The sequence below is a fragment of the Caulobacter zeae genome, assembly GCF_002858925.1.
Lineage (GTDB): Bacteria > Pseudomonadota > Alphaproteobacteria > Caulobacterales > Caulobacteraceae > Caulobacter > Caulobacter zeae.
Genome location: NZ_PJRS01000017.1, coordinates 15,965 through 29,010 on the forward strand (window position 1 = coordinate 15,965; position 13,046 = coordinate 29,010).

Annotated in this window: 18 protein-coding genes; 8 read left to right on the top strand and 10 right to left on the bottom strand. The window is 69.1% G+C overall.

Annotation, left to right across the window (positions count from 1 at the left end):
- The first annotated feature begins 20 nt into the window (after window positions 1–20).
- The 3 genes from SGCZBJ_RS08320 to SGCZBJ_RS08330 are packed head-to-tail and all read left to right on the top strand — an operon-like array spanning window position 21 to window position 2,405.
- Complete coding sequence (locus SGCZBJ_RS08320; protein WP_101717543.1) at window positions 21–1,472, top strand: NCS1 family nucleobase:cation symporter-1; 1,452 nt, start codon at window positions 21–23, stop codon at window positions 1,470–1,472.
- 52 nt (window positions 1,473–1,524) lie between these two features.
- Complete coding sequence (locus SGCZBJ_RS08325) at window positions 1,525–1,863, top strand: GIY-YIG nuclease family protein (RefSeq protein WP_101717544.1); 339 nt, start codon at window positions 1,525–1,527, stop codon at window positions 1,861–1,863.
- Window positions 1,860–2,405 carry a DUF2239 family protein gene (locus tag SGCZBJ_RS08330; RefSeq protein ID WP_101717545.1) on the top strand — a complete coding sequence of 182 codons (546 nt, stop codon included), beginning with the start codon at window positions 1,860–1,862 and terminating at the stop codon, window positions 2,403–2,405. Before SGCZBJ_RS08325 ends, SGCZBJ_RS08330 begins: the two co-directional genes overlap by 4 nt.
- Window positions 2,406–2,536: 131 nt before the next feature.
- Here SGCZBJ_RS08330 and SGCZBJ_RS08335 read toward each other — a convergent pair whose 3' ends face one another.
- From SGCZBJ_RS08335 to SGCZBJ_RS08355, 5 genes are all read right to left on the bottom strand, one after another.
- On the bottom strand, window positions 2,537–3,553 hold the full coding sequence (locus SGCZBJ_RS08335; protein WP_101717546.1) for a ThuA domain-containing protein: 1,017 nt from the start codon (window positions 3,551–3,553) through the stop codon (window positions 2,537–2,539).
- Between the two features lie 4 nt (window positions 3,554–3,557).
- Window positions 3,558–3,956, bottom strand: coding sequence for a VOC family protein (locus SGCZBJ_RS08340; RefSeq protein WP_101717547.1), 399 nt, complete (start codon window positions 3,954–3,956; stop codon window positions 3,558–3,560).
- A gap of 65 nt (window positions 3,957–4,021) precedes the next feature.
- Entirely contained in the window at window positions 4,022–4,279 is a 258-nt protein-coding gene (locus SGCZBJ_RS08345; protein ID WP_101717548.1) for a hypothetical protein, read from the bottom strand.
- Window positions 4,280–4,284: 5 nt separating this feature from the next.
- The gene (locus SGCZBJ_RS08350) at window positions 4,285–5,115 is read right to left on the bottom strand and encodes a flagellin (protein WP_101717549.1); all 831 of its coding nucleotides are present in this window, start codon (window positions 5,113–5,115) and stop codon (window positions 4,285–4,287) included.
- Window positions 5,116–5,262: 147 nt separating this feature from the next.
- Entirely contained in the window at window positions 5,263–6,018 is a 756-nt protein-coding gene (locus tag SGCZBJ_RS08355) for a tRNA1(Val) (adenine(37)-N6)-methyltransferase (protein ID WP_101717550.1), read from the bottom strand.
- A gap of 104 nt (window positions 6,019–6,122) precedes the next feature.
- Between SGCZBJ_RS08355 and SGCZBJ_RS08360 the strand changes: the two genes are divergently transcribed.
- From SGCZBJ_RS08360 to SGCZBJ_RS08370, 3 genes are all read left to right on the top strand, one after another.
- Window positions 6,123–7,133 (top strand): polyprenyl synthetase family protein, encoded by a 1,011-nt coding sequence (locus SGCZBJ_RS08360; protein WP_165262279.1) that lies wholly within the window; start codon window positions 6,123–6,125, stop codon window positions 7,131–7,133.
- Window positions 7,133–7,657 carry a hypothetical protein gene (locus SGCZBJ_RS08365; RefSeq protein ID WP_101717552.1) on the top strand — a complete coding sequence of 175 codons (525 nt, stop codon included), beginning with the start codon at window positions 7,133–7,135 and terminating at the stop codon, window positions 7,655–7,657. The genes SGCZBJ_RS08360 and SGCZBJ_RS08365 overlap by 1 nt, the downstream gene beginning before the upstream one ends.
- A gap of 79 nt (window positions 7,658–7,736) precedes the next feature.
- Window positions 7,737–8,135, top strand: a complete 399-nt coding sequence (locus SGCZBJ_RS08370; RefSeq protein ID WP_101717553.1) for a YccF domain-containing protein — start codon at window positions 7,737–7,739, stop codon at window positions 8,133–8,135.
- Here SGCZBJ_RS08370 and SGCZBJ_RS08375 read toward each other — a convergent pair.
- From SGCZBJ_RS08375 to fumC, 4 genes are all read right to left on the bottom strand, one after another.
- Complete coding sequence (locus SGCZBJ_RS08375; protein ID WP_101717554.1) at window positions 8,132–8,440, bottom strand: CcdB family protein; 309 nt, start codon at window positions 8,438–8,440, stop codon at window positions 8,132–8,134. The genes SGCZBJ_RS08370 and SGCZBJ_RS08375 overlap by 4 nt on opposite strands.
- Window positions 8,441–8,695 (bottom strand): type II toxin-antitoxin system CcdA family antitoxin, encoded by a 255-nt coding sequence (locus SGCZBJ_RS08380; RefSeq protein ID WP_101717555.1) that lies wholly within the window; start codon window positions 8,693–8,695, stop codon window positions 8,441–8,443. It lies immediately after the preceding gene.
- A gap of 13 nt (window positions 8,696–8,708) precedes the next feature.
- Window positions 8,709–9,449, bottom strand: a complete 741-nt coding sequence (locus SGCZBJ_RS08385; protein WP_101717556.1) for an AAA family ATPase — start codon at window positions 9,447–9,449, stop codon at window positions 8,709–8,711.
- 101 nt (window positions 9,450–9,550) lie between these two features.
- The gene (gene fumC / locus SGCZBJ_RS08390; protein WP_101717557.1) at window positions 9,551–10,942 is read right to left on the bottom strand and encodes a class II fumarate hydratase; all 1,392 of its coding nucleotides are present in this window, start codon (window positions 10,940–10,942) and stop codon (window positions 9,551–9,553) included.
- A 135-nt stretch (window positions 10,943–11,077) separates the two neighbouring features.
- On the opposite strand from fumC, the gene SGCZBJ_RS08395 reads away from it, so the two are divergent.
- Both SGCZBJ_RS08395 and SGCZBJ_RS08400 read left to right on the top strand, forming a co-directional pair.
- Window positions 11,078–12,232: an acyltransferase family protein gene (locus SGCZBJ_RS08395; protein ID WP_101717558.1), complete on the top strand. Its 1,155-nt coding sequence runs from the start codon at window positions 11,078–11,080 to the stop codon at window positions 12,230–12,232.
- Between the two features lie 62 nt (window positions 12,233–12,294).
- A complete protein-coding gene (locus SGCZBJ_RS08400) occupies window positions 12,295–12,681 on the top strand; it encodes a RusA family crossover junction endodeoxyribonuclease (protein WP_101717559.1) in 387 nt (128 codons plus the stop codon).
- Here the strand turns inward: SGCZBJ_RS08400 and SGCZBJ_RS08405 are convergent.
- Entirely contained in the window at window positions 12,643–13,035 is a 393-nt protein-coding gene (locus tag SGCZBJ_RS08405) for a hypothetical protein (protein ID WP_101717560.1), read from the bottom strand. The genes SGCZBJ_RS08400 and SGCZBJ_RS08405 overlap by 39 nt on opposite strands.
- Window positions 13,036–13,046: the final 11 nt, after the last annotated feature.

Consider the following 13,046-nt stretch of genomic DNA (forward strand, 5'->3'; position numbering starts at 1 on the left):
GTGCGGGCTCGGGGGAGCGCATGAGCGACGAAAGCGGAAACCTCTGGAACGAGGACCTGGCGCCGACGACGGCGGACCAGCGCACCTGGCGCGCCCGCCACTTCGCGGCCCTGTGGCTGGGCATGGTCATCGCCGTGCCGGCCTACATGCTGGCCGCGGGCCTGGTGGAACAGGGGATGTCGGCCGGCCAGGCGGTGTGGGCCGTGCTGCTGGGCAATGTGATCGTGCTCGTGCCGATGCTGCTGATCGGCCATGCCGGCGCAAGACATGGCGTGCCCTACGCGGTGCTGGCCAGAGCCTCGTTCGGCTGGCGCGGCGCGCGGCTGCCGGCGCTGGCTCGGGCCATCGTCGCCTGCGGCTGGTACGGCATCCAGACCTGGATCGGGGGCGGGGCGCTGCTGACCCTGCTGGGCGTCATGGTCGGGACGAAGCTGGACGGCCCTCCGATCCCGCTGCTGGGGATTGGGGTGGGTCAGCTGCTGGCGTTCCTGGCCTTCTGGCTGATCCAGCTGGCCTTCGTCACCAAAGGCCTGGAGGCCGTCCGCAAGCTCGAGACCTGGACCGCGCCGATCAAGGTGATCGTCTGCCTCGCCCTGGTCTGGTGGGCGCTGTCCAAGGCCGGCGGGCTTGGCCCCATTCTGCACGAGCCTTCGGCCTACGACCCTGGCGGCGCCAAGGCCGGCCGCTTCTGGAGCGACTTCGGGCCGGCGGTGACGGCGATGACCGGTTACTGGGCCACGCTGGCGCTGAACATCCCAGACTTCACCCGCTTCGCCCGCACCCAGAAGGACCAGATCCTGGGTCAGGCCCTTGGCCTGCCCGGGCCCATGGCGCTGCTGGCGGCCATGAGCGTGGTGGTCACCTCGGCCACGGTGCTGATCTTCGGCAAGGCGATCTGGGACCCGGTGGCGCTGTCGGGCGACATTGGCGGGATCGCCGTGCTGGTGGGCCTGGTGATCATCAGCCTCGACACCGTTTCCTGCAACATCGCCGCCAACCTGGTGGGGCCGGCCTACGACTTCGCCGCCCTCTGGCCCCGGCGCATCACCTATCGCATCGGCGGCTGGATCACGGCCGGGATCGGGGTGCTGATCATGCCCTGGAAGCTGCTGGAGAGCACCGCCGGCTACATCTTCGTCTGGCTGACCGGCTACGGCGCCTTGCTGGGGCCGATCGCCGGCATCCTGATCGTCGACTACTGGATCCTGCGCCGGACGGCCCTGGACGTGCCGGCCCTCTACGACCGCGCGGGCGCCTACACCTACAAGGCGGGCTGGAACCCGGCGGCCCTGGTCGCCTTCGCCGTCGGGGTCGCGCCCAATCTGCCGGGCTTCCTGCACGCGGCGGCCCCGCACGCCTTCGCCGGGGTCGGCCAGCCCTGGACCACGATCTACCAGTACGCCTGGTTCGTCGGCGCCGTCCTGGCTGGAACGCTGTATGGCGTGCTGATGCGAGATAAAATACCCGGGTAATATTGACTTCATAATTTGCCCGGGTAAAAAGGTCGCCGACAAGGAGGCGGCCATGAACCCGCGCAAGGCGCTGCTGCGCGCCTACAAGGAAGAAAAGCCCGAGCCCGGAGTCTACGCCGTGCGCTGCCAGCGCACCGGCCAGGCCTTCGTCGGCGCGACCGAGAATGTCGCCACGCGCAAGAACGGCGTCTGGTTCAGCTTGCGGCTCGGCTCGTATCCCAACGCCCGCCTGCAGGGCGCCTGGAACGCCCATGGCGAGGCGAGCTTCGTCTTCGAGGTTCTGGAGACCATCGACGACGGCGGCCTGGAGCCGAAGGGCAGGGCGCTGCGCCTCGCCGACCGCCGCAAGCACTGGTGCGAAACCCTGAACGCGATAGACCTCGTCCGATGACCTACGCCGTGTTCGAATCCGGCAAGCGTCTCGCCGCCGGCGACAAGCTGACCGTCGCCCTGGCCGCCCAGGCGGTGGTGAACGTGCGTCCAAGCGCCCCGATCCTGATCTTCGATCCCGACGGCCGGCAGGTGGACTTCGACCTGCGCGGTTCGCCCGAAGACCTCGCCGCCCGCCTGGCGCCCGCCGAGCCGGAACCCGAGGCCCCGCGCGGCCGCGGCCGCCCCAAGCTCGGCGTCGTCGCGCGCGAGGTCACCCTGCTGCCCCGTCACTGGGACTGGCTGGCCAGCCAGCCCGGCGGAGCGTCGGTGGCCCTGCGCAAGCTGGTCGAGGCCGCTCGACGCGAAGCCGAAGCCCCCGACCGCCAGCGCCGCGCCCGCGACGCCGCCTATCGCTTCGCCAGCGCCGCCGCCGGTGACGCGCCGGGCTTCGAGGCCGCGATGCGGGCGCTCTATGCGGGAGACAGGGAAGGGTTCGAGGCTGGCCTGGAGCAATGGCCGGCCGACGTGGCGGCGCATGCAAGAGAGCTGGCGGAATTCTAGAAATCCTCCCCCTCTGGGGGAGGTGGCCGAAGGCCGGAGGGGGGACGTTTTCAGCTTTCGAAGAGTCGGAAGTCCAGCGTCCAATCCCCCGCCGGTCGCTGTGCGATCGCCTCCCCCACAGGGGGAGGTTCCTAGCGAGCCGTCTTCGCCCTGACCTCCGCCAGCAGGGGCTGATAAGCCGCCTCGAACCTGGTCCGATCCGCCTCCGGCTTGCCCGGATAGACCACGCGCAGCGCCGCGATCCGGCTCGCGACCGCCAGCAGCCAGGCCTGGTCCTTCACCCGCGCCAGCCGCACCTCGACGTCGGTTTCGCCGGCATAAGTCAACAGCGCCCGCACCTGGTCCAGCGCCTGCTCGCGCGGGTTAGGCGTGTCGTCGCCGCGCGCCTTCCAGGCCGTCCATCGCACCGCCCGCACGATCTGCTCGGCGAAGCGCGGATCGGCCCAGGTCGCTTCGTTGTGGCCGAGGTTGGTGAAGAACAGCCGGCCGCTCCCCACGCTCCGCACCCAGCTGACCGGCACGGCGTAGGGCCGCTTCAGCGGCGTGCCCGAGTAGTCCAGGCTCTGGATCACCCGCACGGCGGCCGGGTCGAAGCGCTTGTATTGGTAGATCTCTTCCACCAGGTCGACGCTGCGGCCCCACGGCGCGGCCAGCGGATGGTTGTCCAGCGCCTTGACCCGGACCTTCTGGTCCTCGGTCCACGGATGGCCGGCGAACTGGCCGTTGAGCATCGTCGTGTAGTCGAGCCCCGGCCCCGCATAGTCCCAGGCCGTGTCGGCGGCGCTGTGCAGGCCGACGAAGCCCAGCTTGCCGGCCGCGAACCGCTGCTGCACGGCCGCCCAGGCCTGCGGCGAAATCGGCAGGGCGCCGGTGGTGTAGAACACCAGCACGTCCACATCCTTCAGCCGTTCCGGCGTGATCTCGCGGGCGTCCTGCGTCACCTGCGTCTCGAAGGCGCCGCTGGCCTTGCCGATGGCGATCATCGCCGCCTCCGAAAGCGCGAGGCCTTCGGCGGACCGCGTCACCGGCCGATGCCGCCAGCCGACCGACTGGTCGAGATAGAGCACGCGGATCGGCGCCTCCGCGGCGCCGGCCGCGCCGGTCGCCAAGGAGAAGACGATCGCGACGAGGGCCAGCAGGAGGCGCACGGGCTCAGGCCTTGCCGCCACGCGGCTGCAGCAGGTCCCAGCGGTTGCCGTACAGGTCCTCGAACACCGCCACGCTGCCATAGGCCTCGTGGCGCGGTTCCTCGAGGAACGTCACGCCGGCCGCGCTGAGGCGGGCGTGGTCGCCGTCGAAGTCGTCGGTGTGCAGGAACAGCCAGACCCGGCCGCCGCCCTGGCCGCCGATCATCGCGACCTGGCGCTCGTCGGCCGCCTTGGCCAGCAGGAAGCGCGAGCCGCCTGGTCCCGGCGAGACCACCACCCAGCGCTTGCCCGCGCCCAGTTCGCTGTCCTCGACCAGGTCGAAGCCCATCTTGCCGACATAGAAGGCCAGGGCCTCGTCATAGTCGCGCACGAGCAGGGACAGGAGGGCGAGGTACTGGGCCATGGCGACTCACGCTTCGGATCGAAAAGGGGGCGCGTGGGATAATGACCGCGCCCTGGCCGTTGTCATCAGGGGCGGTGTTCCTCGCCCGCGGCGTAGCGGTTCATGTCGGCCAGGGCCGCCTCGAAGGCCGCGCGGATCTGGGTCTGGCTGAAGCCCTGATCCCAAAGCTCTGTCATCAGGGTGTTGATGACGTGGTCGAGGGGCGCGCCCTGTTCCGGATAGGGATTGGCCAGATGGTAACCGGCGCAAACCTCGGCGAACCGCGCAGCCGCGTTGATTGCGCCGAAATAGGTCTTCTCACCGTCGGCCAGCCCCACGGTCATGACCCTCAGCCCCCGAACAGCTTGAGGATATAGCTCGGCGCGGCGTTGGCGATCGACAGCGACTTGATGGCCAGCTGCTGCTTGATCTGCAAGGCCTGCAGGCGGGTTGCCTCCTGGGCCATGTCGGCGTCGATCAGGCGGCCGACCGAGGCCTCCAGGGTGTCCTGCAGCTTGTCGATGAAGGTCAGGTGGGTGTCGAGGCCGTTGGCCTGGGTGCCCAGCCGCGACAAGGCGGAGGTGACGTTCTGCATGGCCGTGTCCATGGCCTTGATGTCGGTCGAGGAGGGCGCGGTCAGCAGGTCGGCGCGCATGCCGGCCAGGGCCGCGCCGCCGGTCGACAGGTCCACGTGGTCGACATCGATGGTCTGGTCGGCCTTGGCGTTGGCCAGGGCGCGGATATTGCCGGTGTTCCCGGCCGAGATCAGGTTCACGCCGTTGAAGCTGGCGTTCTCGACCGCGCGGTCGATCTGCTTGCGCAGCGAGACGTAGTCGTCGTTCAGCAGCTTGCGGCTGGCGGTGGTCAGGCTGGGATCCGACGCGGCCAGCATCTTCTGCTTCATCTGGTCGAGCAGGTCGGTGACCGTGTCGCCGGCCGCCAGGGCCACGTCCACCGTCGACTGGCCGCGCTGCAGCGAGGCGCGCACGGCGTCCAGCGACTTGGCCTCGGCCGCCTGCATCTTGGCGGTGGCCCAGACGGCGGGATTGTCCTTGGGGGATGAGATCTTCAGGCCGGTGGCGATACGGCGCAGCGTCGTCGCCAGATCACGATTGATCGTGTTCAGCGACTGCAGGGCGATCATCGCCCCGACGTTCGTGTTGATGCTGTTCTGCGGCATCGACCCGTTCTTCCCGGCGCGGCCTTCTGGCCAAGGGCGCGTTTTGCACCCGAGGCTCAGCTATGCACGCGTTGCGTTAGCAGAACGTTAGGGGACGCGTAAAAAGCGCTGCGGCCAGAATTCTCAGCCTTAGGGCGAGGGGCGTTCTCACCACTCCAGCGCCGCTTCCCCCCGCAGGATCGCTTCGGCTTCCACCGAATGCTTCCCCCCGCCGCGCTCGTGCATCACCAGGGCCGGCAGCAGCACCAGAGGCGCCTTGCCGGTCTTCATCGCCCGCACCAGCACCCGCTTGGCCGGCGCGTCGGCGAAGGGCTGGATCGGGCGGATGCGGAACGACCCGGCCTTAGGGGCCAGCAGGGCCAGGATGTCGGCCAGGCGGTCGGCGCGGTGGATCAGGGTGATGGTCCCTCCCTCGCGCACGGCCTTCAGGGCGAAGGCGGTCCAGGCGGAGAGGCCCGCATCGGCCATCCAGGCGCCGGTCTTCTCCGGCGCCGGCGCGCGCAGGGCCCTGGGGTCGTCGAAGAACGGGGGATTGCTCATCATCGCGTCGAAGACGGGCAGGGCCAGGGCCCGGAAGCCGGCCGCCACGTCGCCCTCGATGATCTCGACGCGGTCGGCCAGGCCGTTCAGCGCGGCGTTCTCCCGCGCCAGGGCCGCGGCGGCGGAATCGCGCTCCAGTCCGACGAATCGCACGGATGGGCGACGGCTCGCGGCGGCCAGCAAGGCCGCGCCGACGCCGCATCCGGCCTCGATGACGCGTTCTCCGTCGCCGGCGTCGCAGGCGGCCGCCAGCAGGGCCGCATCCAGCCCCGCCCGGTATCCGGCGGCCGATTGGCGAAGCTTCACGCGTCCGTCGAGGACACGGTCTTCGGTGACGGAAGGAACAGAGGTGGGGTCGGACAACGTTTCGGGCCTTGTGCTCGCCTTGACCCTGACCTATCCCGCCACCATTGTCGCTCGCAACGCCCATGGCGCTACGAGCGGCGTCGCCTGAGGAGTACATGGTCTTGGACGCAGCTGCAGCGACCCTCGCCCGTCAGCCGGGATCGGTGGATCGTCTCGTGCGCCTGGCCGCCGCCGACATGGGCGGCGTGGACCGCCTGATCACCGATCGCATGCAAAGCGACGTCCCGGTGATCCCGGCCCTGGCCGAGCACCTGATCGCCGCCGGCGGCAAGCGCCTGCGCCCGCTGCTGACCGTGGCCGCCGCGCGCCTGGCCGGTTCGGATAACGACCACTGCCTCAAGCTGGCCGCCGCCGTCGAGTTCATCCATACCGCCACCCTGCTGCACGACGACGTTGTCGACGGCAGCCAGCTGCGTCGCGGCAAGGTCGCCGCGCACCTGATCTGGGGCGCGGCCCAAAGCGTGCTGGTCGGCGACTTCCTGTTCGCCCGCGCCTTCGAGCTGATGGTCGAGACCGACTCGATGCGCGCCCTGCAGATCCTCGCCCAGGCCAGCCGCGTGATCGCCGAGGGCGAGGTGCTGCAACTGATGCGCAGCCATGACCTCAACCTGTCGCAGGCGGTCTATCTCGAGATCATCGCGGCCAAGACCGCCGAGCTGTTCGCCGCCGCGGCCGAGGCCGGCGCGGTGTCGGCCGGGGTCGACGCCGAAAAGTCCAAGGCCCTGCGCGACTACGGCATGAGCCTGGGTCTGGCCTTCCAGCTGGCCGACGACGCCCTCGACTACGGCGGCGCCACCGAAACGCTTGGCAAGAACGCCGGCGACGACTTCCGCGAAGGCAAGGCCACCCTGCCGCTGCTGCTGGCCATCGCCCGCTCGGGTCCGCGCGAGGCCGAGTTCTGGGAGCGCGCCATCGGCCGTCGCGAGCAGACCGAGGCCGACTTCCGCCGCGCCCGCGAGCTGATCATCGGCACCGGCGCCCTGGACGCCACGCTCGACCTCGCCGCCGAGTACGCCGACAAGGCCAAGGCCGCCCTGGCGGTCTTCCCGGCCAATGACTGGCGCGAAAGCCTCGAAAGCCTCGCCGACTTCGCGGTCAGCCGCCGGGCCTGATGGCGAAGGGCCACAACCCGTCCGGCGATCCTCACGGCGTCGATCGCCATCACGGCGCGCACGCCGCCGGTGAGGCGGCCGGCAAGGTGATCGGCGGCGGGGTAGGGGTCCTCGTCGGCCTGGCCCTCATCCTTCTCTTCTTCGGTCCATTGCTGTGGGCACCGCTGCTGGCGGGCCTTGGCGCGGCGCGCCTGGCGCCGGGAACCTGGCAGCCCTGGCTGGCCGGTTTCGCCGCCGCCGCGGCCGCGGTCTTCGTCCAGTTCCTGCTGCTGGTGCAGAAGAGCCCGATCCTGCGCTATCCGGCCGTGGCCCTGTTCTCCATCGCCTGGGTCGGCGGCCTGTGGCTGGAGCTGACCTCGCCGCCGCACGACTGGCTGACCACGGCGCCGACCTGGCATGCGCCCGGCCCCTGGAGCTGGGCGCTGATCGGCCTGGGCGTCGTCGTCTATGCAGGCCTTTACCTCCTGGCCCTGTCGCGGTTCGGCAAGGGGCGCTGGGCCAGGCGCTGGCAGCTGCTGCGGTGAATTCGCCGTAAGGTCGCGCCGTCAAGCTCGACAACGCCACGACGACATCCCAAGTCTTCACCGAGACGAAAGGACCGCGATGATCCGCTTCATCCTCAACCTGCTCTGGTTCTTCCTCGGCGGCTGGCTGTCGGGCCTGCTGTGGCTGCTGGGGGGGCTGCTTCTGGCGATCACCATCGTCGGCCTGCCCTATGCCGGCGCGGCCTGGCGCATCGCCGGCTTCGCCTTCTGGCCGTTCGGCAAGGAGATCGTCAGCCGCGAGATCGTCACCGGACGCAGCGACATCGGCACGGGTCCGCTTGGCTTCCTGCTGAACCTGATCTGGTTCGTGCTCGGCGGCTGGTACATCGCGCTCAGCCACCTGCTGATCGCCGTGGCCGAGGCCATCAGCATCATCGGCATCCCGTTCGCCATCAAGGACCTGCAACTGGCCTACATCGCCCTGGCCCCGATCGGCCGCACGGTGGTGCGCCGCTAGAAGCCGGTGACCAACCGGTCGAGGGCGCGCCGGATCGCGTCCTCGTGGGCGGCGAGGGAAGAGATGCGCTGGCGGAGTTGGCGAGCATCGATGCTGAACAGCTCGCTGATCACCAAGGTCAGCGGCTGATCCTCGATCACGACGGGAACCTCCAATTCGGCGACGATGCTCTGCGCATCGTTTACGGCGGGTGCAACCACGACCTCGGTGAGGCCGTGAAGATGATGGGAAGAAAGGACAACGAGGAACGGCGCGACGTGGCGCGCGGCCGGGGCTGGATTTCTGTAGGCATCGAACTGCCTCAACTACCACTTTCGGAAGTGGTCCGAGATGAGTCCGCGTCGGGTCACCCGCGCGTTGTGGTCTGTGATCGCCTCGGCGTTCTCTTCCGCCCAGCGCCTGGCGCGTTCCTCGGCCCCGGCGGGATCGACCTTCTGCAGGTGCAGCCGCAACTGCCGCTCGCTCATGCCGGCGACCGAAATCCCCAGCCGCTGGGCCTGCGCCAGCAGTTCCGGATCGATGCTCCGTTCGGCCGCCATGTCGAGTTCGGGCTTGCCCATGGACGGAAGGCTATCACGCCTCCTCGTCGTCCGACAGCAAGACGTCCAGGAAGGTCTGGCGACGGTTGAGGAAGTTGCGGGTCACCTGGAAGTGCTCGGTGTCCTCGTAGTCCACTCGCTCCAGGCCGCGCTCGGAGGCCTGGTAGATCCAGGCGTCCGGATAGCCCAGCAGGATCGGCGAGTGGGTGGCGATGATGAACTGCGACCGCGCCAGCACCAGCTCATGCAGCCGCGCCAGGAACGACAGTTGCCGCTGCGGCGAAAGGGCCGCTTCCGGCTCGTCGAGGATGTAGAGGCCGTCGCCGCGGAAGCGGTTGTCGAACAGGGCGAAGAACGCTTCGCCGTGCGACTGCTCGTGCAGCGGAACCTGGCCGTAGCCCGAGACACCGACCTCCTCGATGTAGCTGGCCACGTTGAAGAAGCTCTCGGCCCGCAGGAAGTAACCGTCGATGGGCCGCAGATGTCCTCGAACCTTACGGATGTGCTGGCTGAGCGGCGAGTGCGAGGCGCGGGTGGAGAAGTTGACGCTGGTCGATCCGCCTTCGGCGTTGAAGCCCCAGGCCACGGCCAGGGCCTCGATCAGGGTCGACTTGCCCGAGCCGTTTTCGCCGACCAGGAAGGTCACGCGCGGATGGAAGGCCAGGGTGTCCAGGCCGCGAACCACGGGCAGGTTGAACGGGTAGGCCGCTGCGTTCCAGCTCTCGCGTCGCTCGAAGCGGGCTTCTATCCAGTAGGGGCGGACAAGACCGGTCATGCGATCTTTCGCATAGCACCGGTTCGCCGCGACCGGGATACGAAAACGGGGCGGTCGCTGATGCGCCGCCCCGTCTTGTCAGTCGTTCAGTCGGGCGGGCCTCAGCCCGGCGAGACCATCTTTTCCGGACGGACGTACTGGTCGAACTCTTCGTTCGTCAGGTAGCCGCCGCCGACGGCTTCCTCGCGCAGGGTGGTGCCGTTCTTGTGGGCGGTCTTGGCGATCTTGGCGCAGATGTCGTAGCCCAGGCGGCCGTTCAGGGCCGTGACCAGCATCAGCGAGTTCTCGACGCCCTTCTGGATGTTGTCGATGCGCGGCTCGATGCCGACCACGCAGTTGTCGGTGAAGCTGATCGCCGCGTCGGCCAGCAGGCGCACCGACTGCAGGAAGTTGTAGGCCATCACCGGGTTGAAGACGTTCAGCTCGAAGTGGCCTTGCGACCCGGCGAAGGTCAGGGCGGCGTGGTTGCCGAACACCTGCACGCAGACCTGGGTCAGGGCTTCACACTGGGTCGGGTTGACCTTGCCCGGCATGATCGACGAGCCCGGCTCGTTTTCCGGCAGGGCCAGTTCGCCCAGGCCCGCGCGCGGGCCCGAGCCCAGGAAGCGGATGTCGTTGGCGATCTTGAACAGCGAGGCGGCGACCGTGTTGATCGCGCCGTGGCTGAACACCATGGCGTCGTGGGCGGCCAGGGCCTCGAACTTGTTCGGAGCGGTGGTGAAGGGCAGGCCGGTAATGGCGGCGATGGCTTCGGCCACGCCTTCGGCGAAGCCGATCGGAGCGTTCAGGCCGGTGCCGACGGCGGTGCCGCCCTGGGCCAGTTGCATCAGCTTGGGCAAGGTCTGCTCGATGCGCTCGATGCCGTTCTCGACCTGCTGGGTGTAGCCGCCGAACTCCTGGCCCAGCGTCAGCGGGGTGGCGTCCTGGGTGTGGGTGCGGCCGATCTTGATGATCTCGGCCCAGGCTTCCGACTTGGCCTTCAGGGCCGCGTGCAGGTGCTTCAGCGCCGGCAGCAGGTCCGAGACGATCTGCTCGGCGCAGGCCACGTGCATCGCCGTCGGATAGGTGTCGTTCGACGACTGGCTCATGTTGACGTGGTCGTTCGGGTGGACGGGCTTCTTGGTGCCCATCTCGCCGCCCAGGATCTCGATCGCGCGGTTCGAGATCACCTCGTTGGCGTTCATGTTCGACTGGGTGCCCGAGCCGGTCTGCCACACGACCAGCGGGAAGTGGTCGTTCAGCTTGCCTTCGATCACTTCGTTGGCGGCCTGGACGATGGCGTCCTTGAGGCCTGCGTCCAGCTTGCCGAGCTTGTGGTTGGTCTCGGCGGCGGCGCGCTTGACGATGCCCAGGGCCCGGACGACTGGCAGCGGCTGCTTTTCCCAGCCGATCTTGAAGTTGCCGAGGCTACGCTGGGCTTGCGCGCCCCAATAGCGGTCGGCGGCGACTTCGATGGGGCCGAAGGTGTCGGTCTCGGTGCGCGTGGCGGTCATGCGGGTCTCCCGGAAAACGGTCGAGGGGGGTCTAGACCCTGAGGGCCGCCAGGGCAACGCTCCCGACGCCGGTTGACACCAGGCGCGAGCATGCGAACCCTCCGCGCCCAGAAAAAGTGTTTGGGGGAAGCGTACATGGCGTCGGGCAAGGGCGGCGGTCGGATCGTCGCGCTGGATCTTCTGCGTGGTCTGGCGGTGGCCGGGATGATCATCGTGGTCAGTCCGGGATCATGGAGCCAGGTCTATGCGCCGCTGGCCCACGCGCCCTGGCACGGCTGGACGCCGGCCGACCTCGTCTTTCCGACCTTCCTGTTCTGCGTCGGCATGGCCATCGGCCTGTCGGTCCCGCGCCTGACGCCCGGCGACCGCGCCTCGGCCGGCTTCTGGATAAAGGTCGCGCGCCGCACGGCGATGCTGATCCTTCTCGGTCTGCTGCTCAACGCCCTGCCGAAGTTCGATTTCGCCCATCTCCGCCTGCCGGGCATCCTGCAACGCATCGGCCTCTGCTACGCGCTGGGCGTGGCGATCTGCGTGCTGGCCGCGCCGCGCGCCGGAAGCCGCCTGAAGTTCAGCTTCGTGGCCGTCACCGCGGCCGCCGTCGTCCTGCTGGCGATCTACTGGGCGCTGCTGGCCTTCGCGCCGGTTCCGGGCTTCGGCGCGGGACGGCTCGACTCGCACGGCTCGCTGCCGGCCTTCATCGACCGGGCGGTGATCACCATCCCGCACCTCTGGAAGCACGGCACGACCGAGGGCGTCGGCGTCACCTATGATCCCGAAGGCCTGCTCTCGACCCTGCCGGCCGCCGTCAACGTGCTGATCGGCGCGATCGCCGCGGCCTTGCTGGCGAGGGGCGGGGCCAGCCGCATCGCCCTGGCCCTGCTGTCGGCCGCGCTGATCGCCGGCGGCCTGCTGCTGGACGGCGTCATGCCGATCAACAAGTCGATCTGGACGCCCAGCTTCGCCCTGCTGAGCAGCGGCCTGTCGATGGCGGCCCTGTTCGTGCTCGACCTGTTGGCGGGACTGAAGCCGGCGCTGAAGCTGGCCGCGCCGCTGACCATCTTCGGCGGCAACGCCATCCTGGCCTTCATCCTCTCGCAACTGCTGGGGATCTTCGGTTCGATGCCGCTGCTGCCGGGCGGCCATTCGGCCCAGGGACTGACCTACGACCTGGCCCTGCGCGTGATCCCCGACCCCAAGGCCGCGTCCCTTGCCTGCGCCCTGGCGGTGCTGGCCTTCATCCTGGCGATCCTGATCCCGCTGCATCGGCGCGGGATCCATTTGCGCCTCTAGCCTCCGGGCGCGTAGACAGCGATCCGACGCTCGCCGCGCTGGCGGGCCCGGAGGCCTCGCGCTTGAACGACGACTGGACGCATCACGGCAAGGTCCGCGCCCGCGAGGCTGGGGGCGAACTGACCATCGTGGTCGACGGCCTGACCACCCAGGCCAAGTACTACAAGCCGCTGATCTACGAGTTCTTCCGCAAGAGCTGGCGTGGTTCGCGGCCCGCCTGGGGCGAGTTCTCGGTCGAGATCGGCATGGAGTTCGTCGGCGAGCCGCCGTGGCTGGACCTCGACAACCTAGCCAAGGCCCTGCTCGACGCCATCAAGGGCTATGCCTTTCACGACGACGCACAAGTCGCCCGGCTCCTGGTCGAGCGGCGCCCGGGCGAGCGCGAGCGGATCGTGATCGTGGTGCGAAAGCTAGAGTCGTGCTTTCTGCGGGGCACGCTCGAAGACTGACGCCCCGATCGAGATGTAGAGCACGATCAGGAAGGCGAGATAGCGCCCGAGACTCGACGGTTCGGCGCCGGGCGCCAGGGGCACGAGGCCCAGCAGGATCAGGTTCGCCGCCGCGACGCCGGGCAGGGCGAAGGCCATGGCCGGATAGAGCCGACGGCCGCGGGGAATCCGCAGCAGACGCGCCACGGCCTGGAAGGCGAAGGTGGCCAGCGCCGCCGCCAGGAAGGCGTTGAGGGCGTAGAACCAGAAGGCCCGCTCGATCAGCGCGCTGCCGAAAGCGCCGTAGAATAGAGTGGCGGCCAGCCAGGCGCCGAGGCCGGCTCCGGCCAGGATGCAGACGTTCCGTTTCGACACGCGCGAACTCC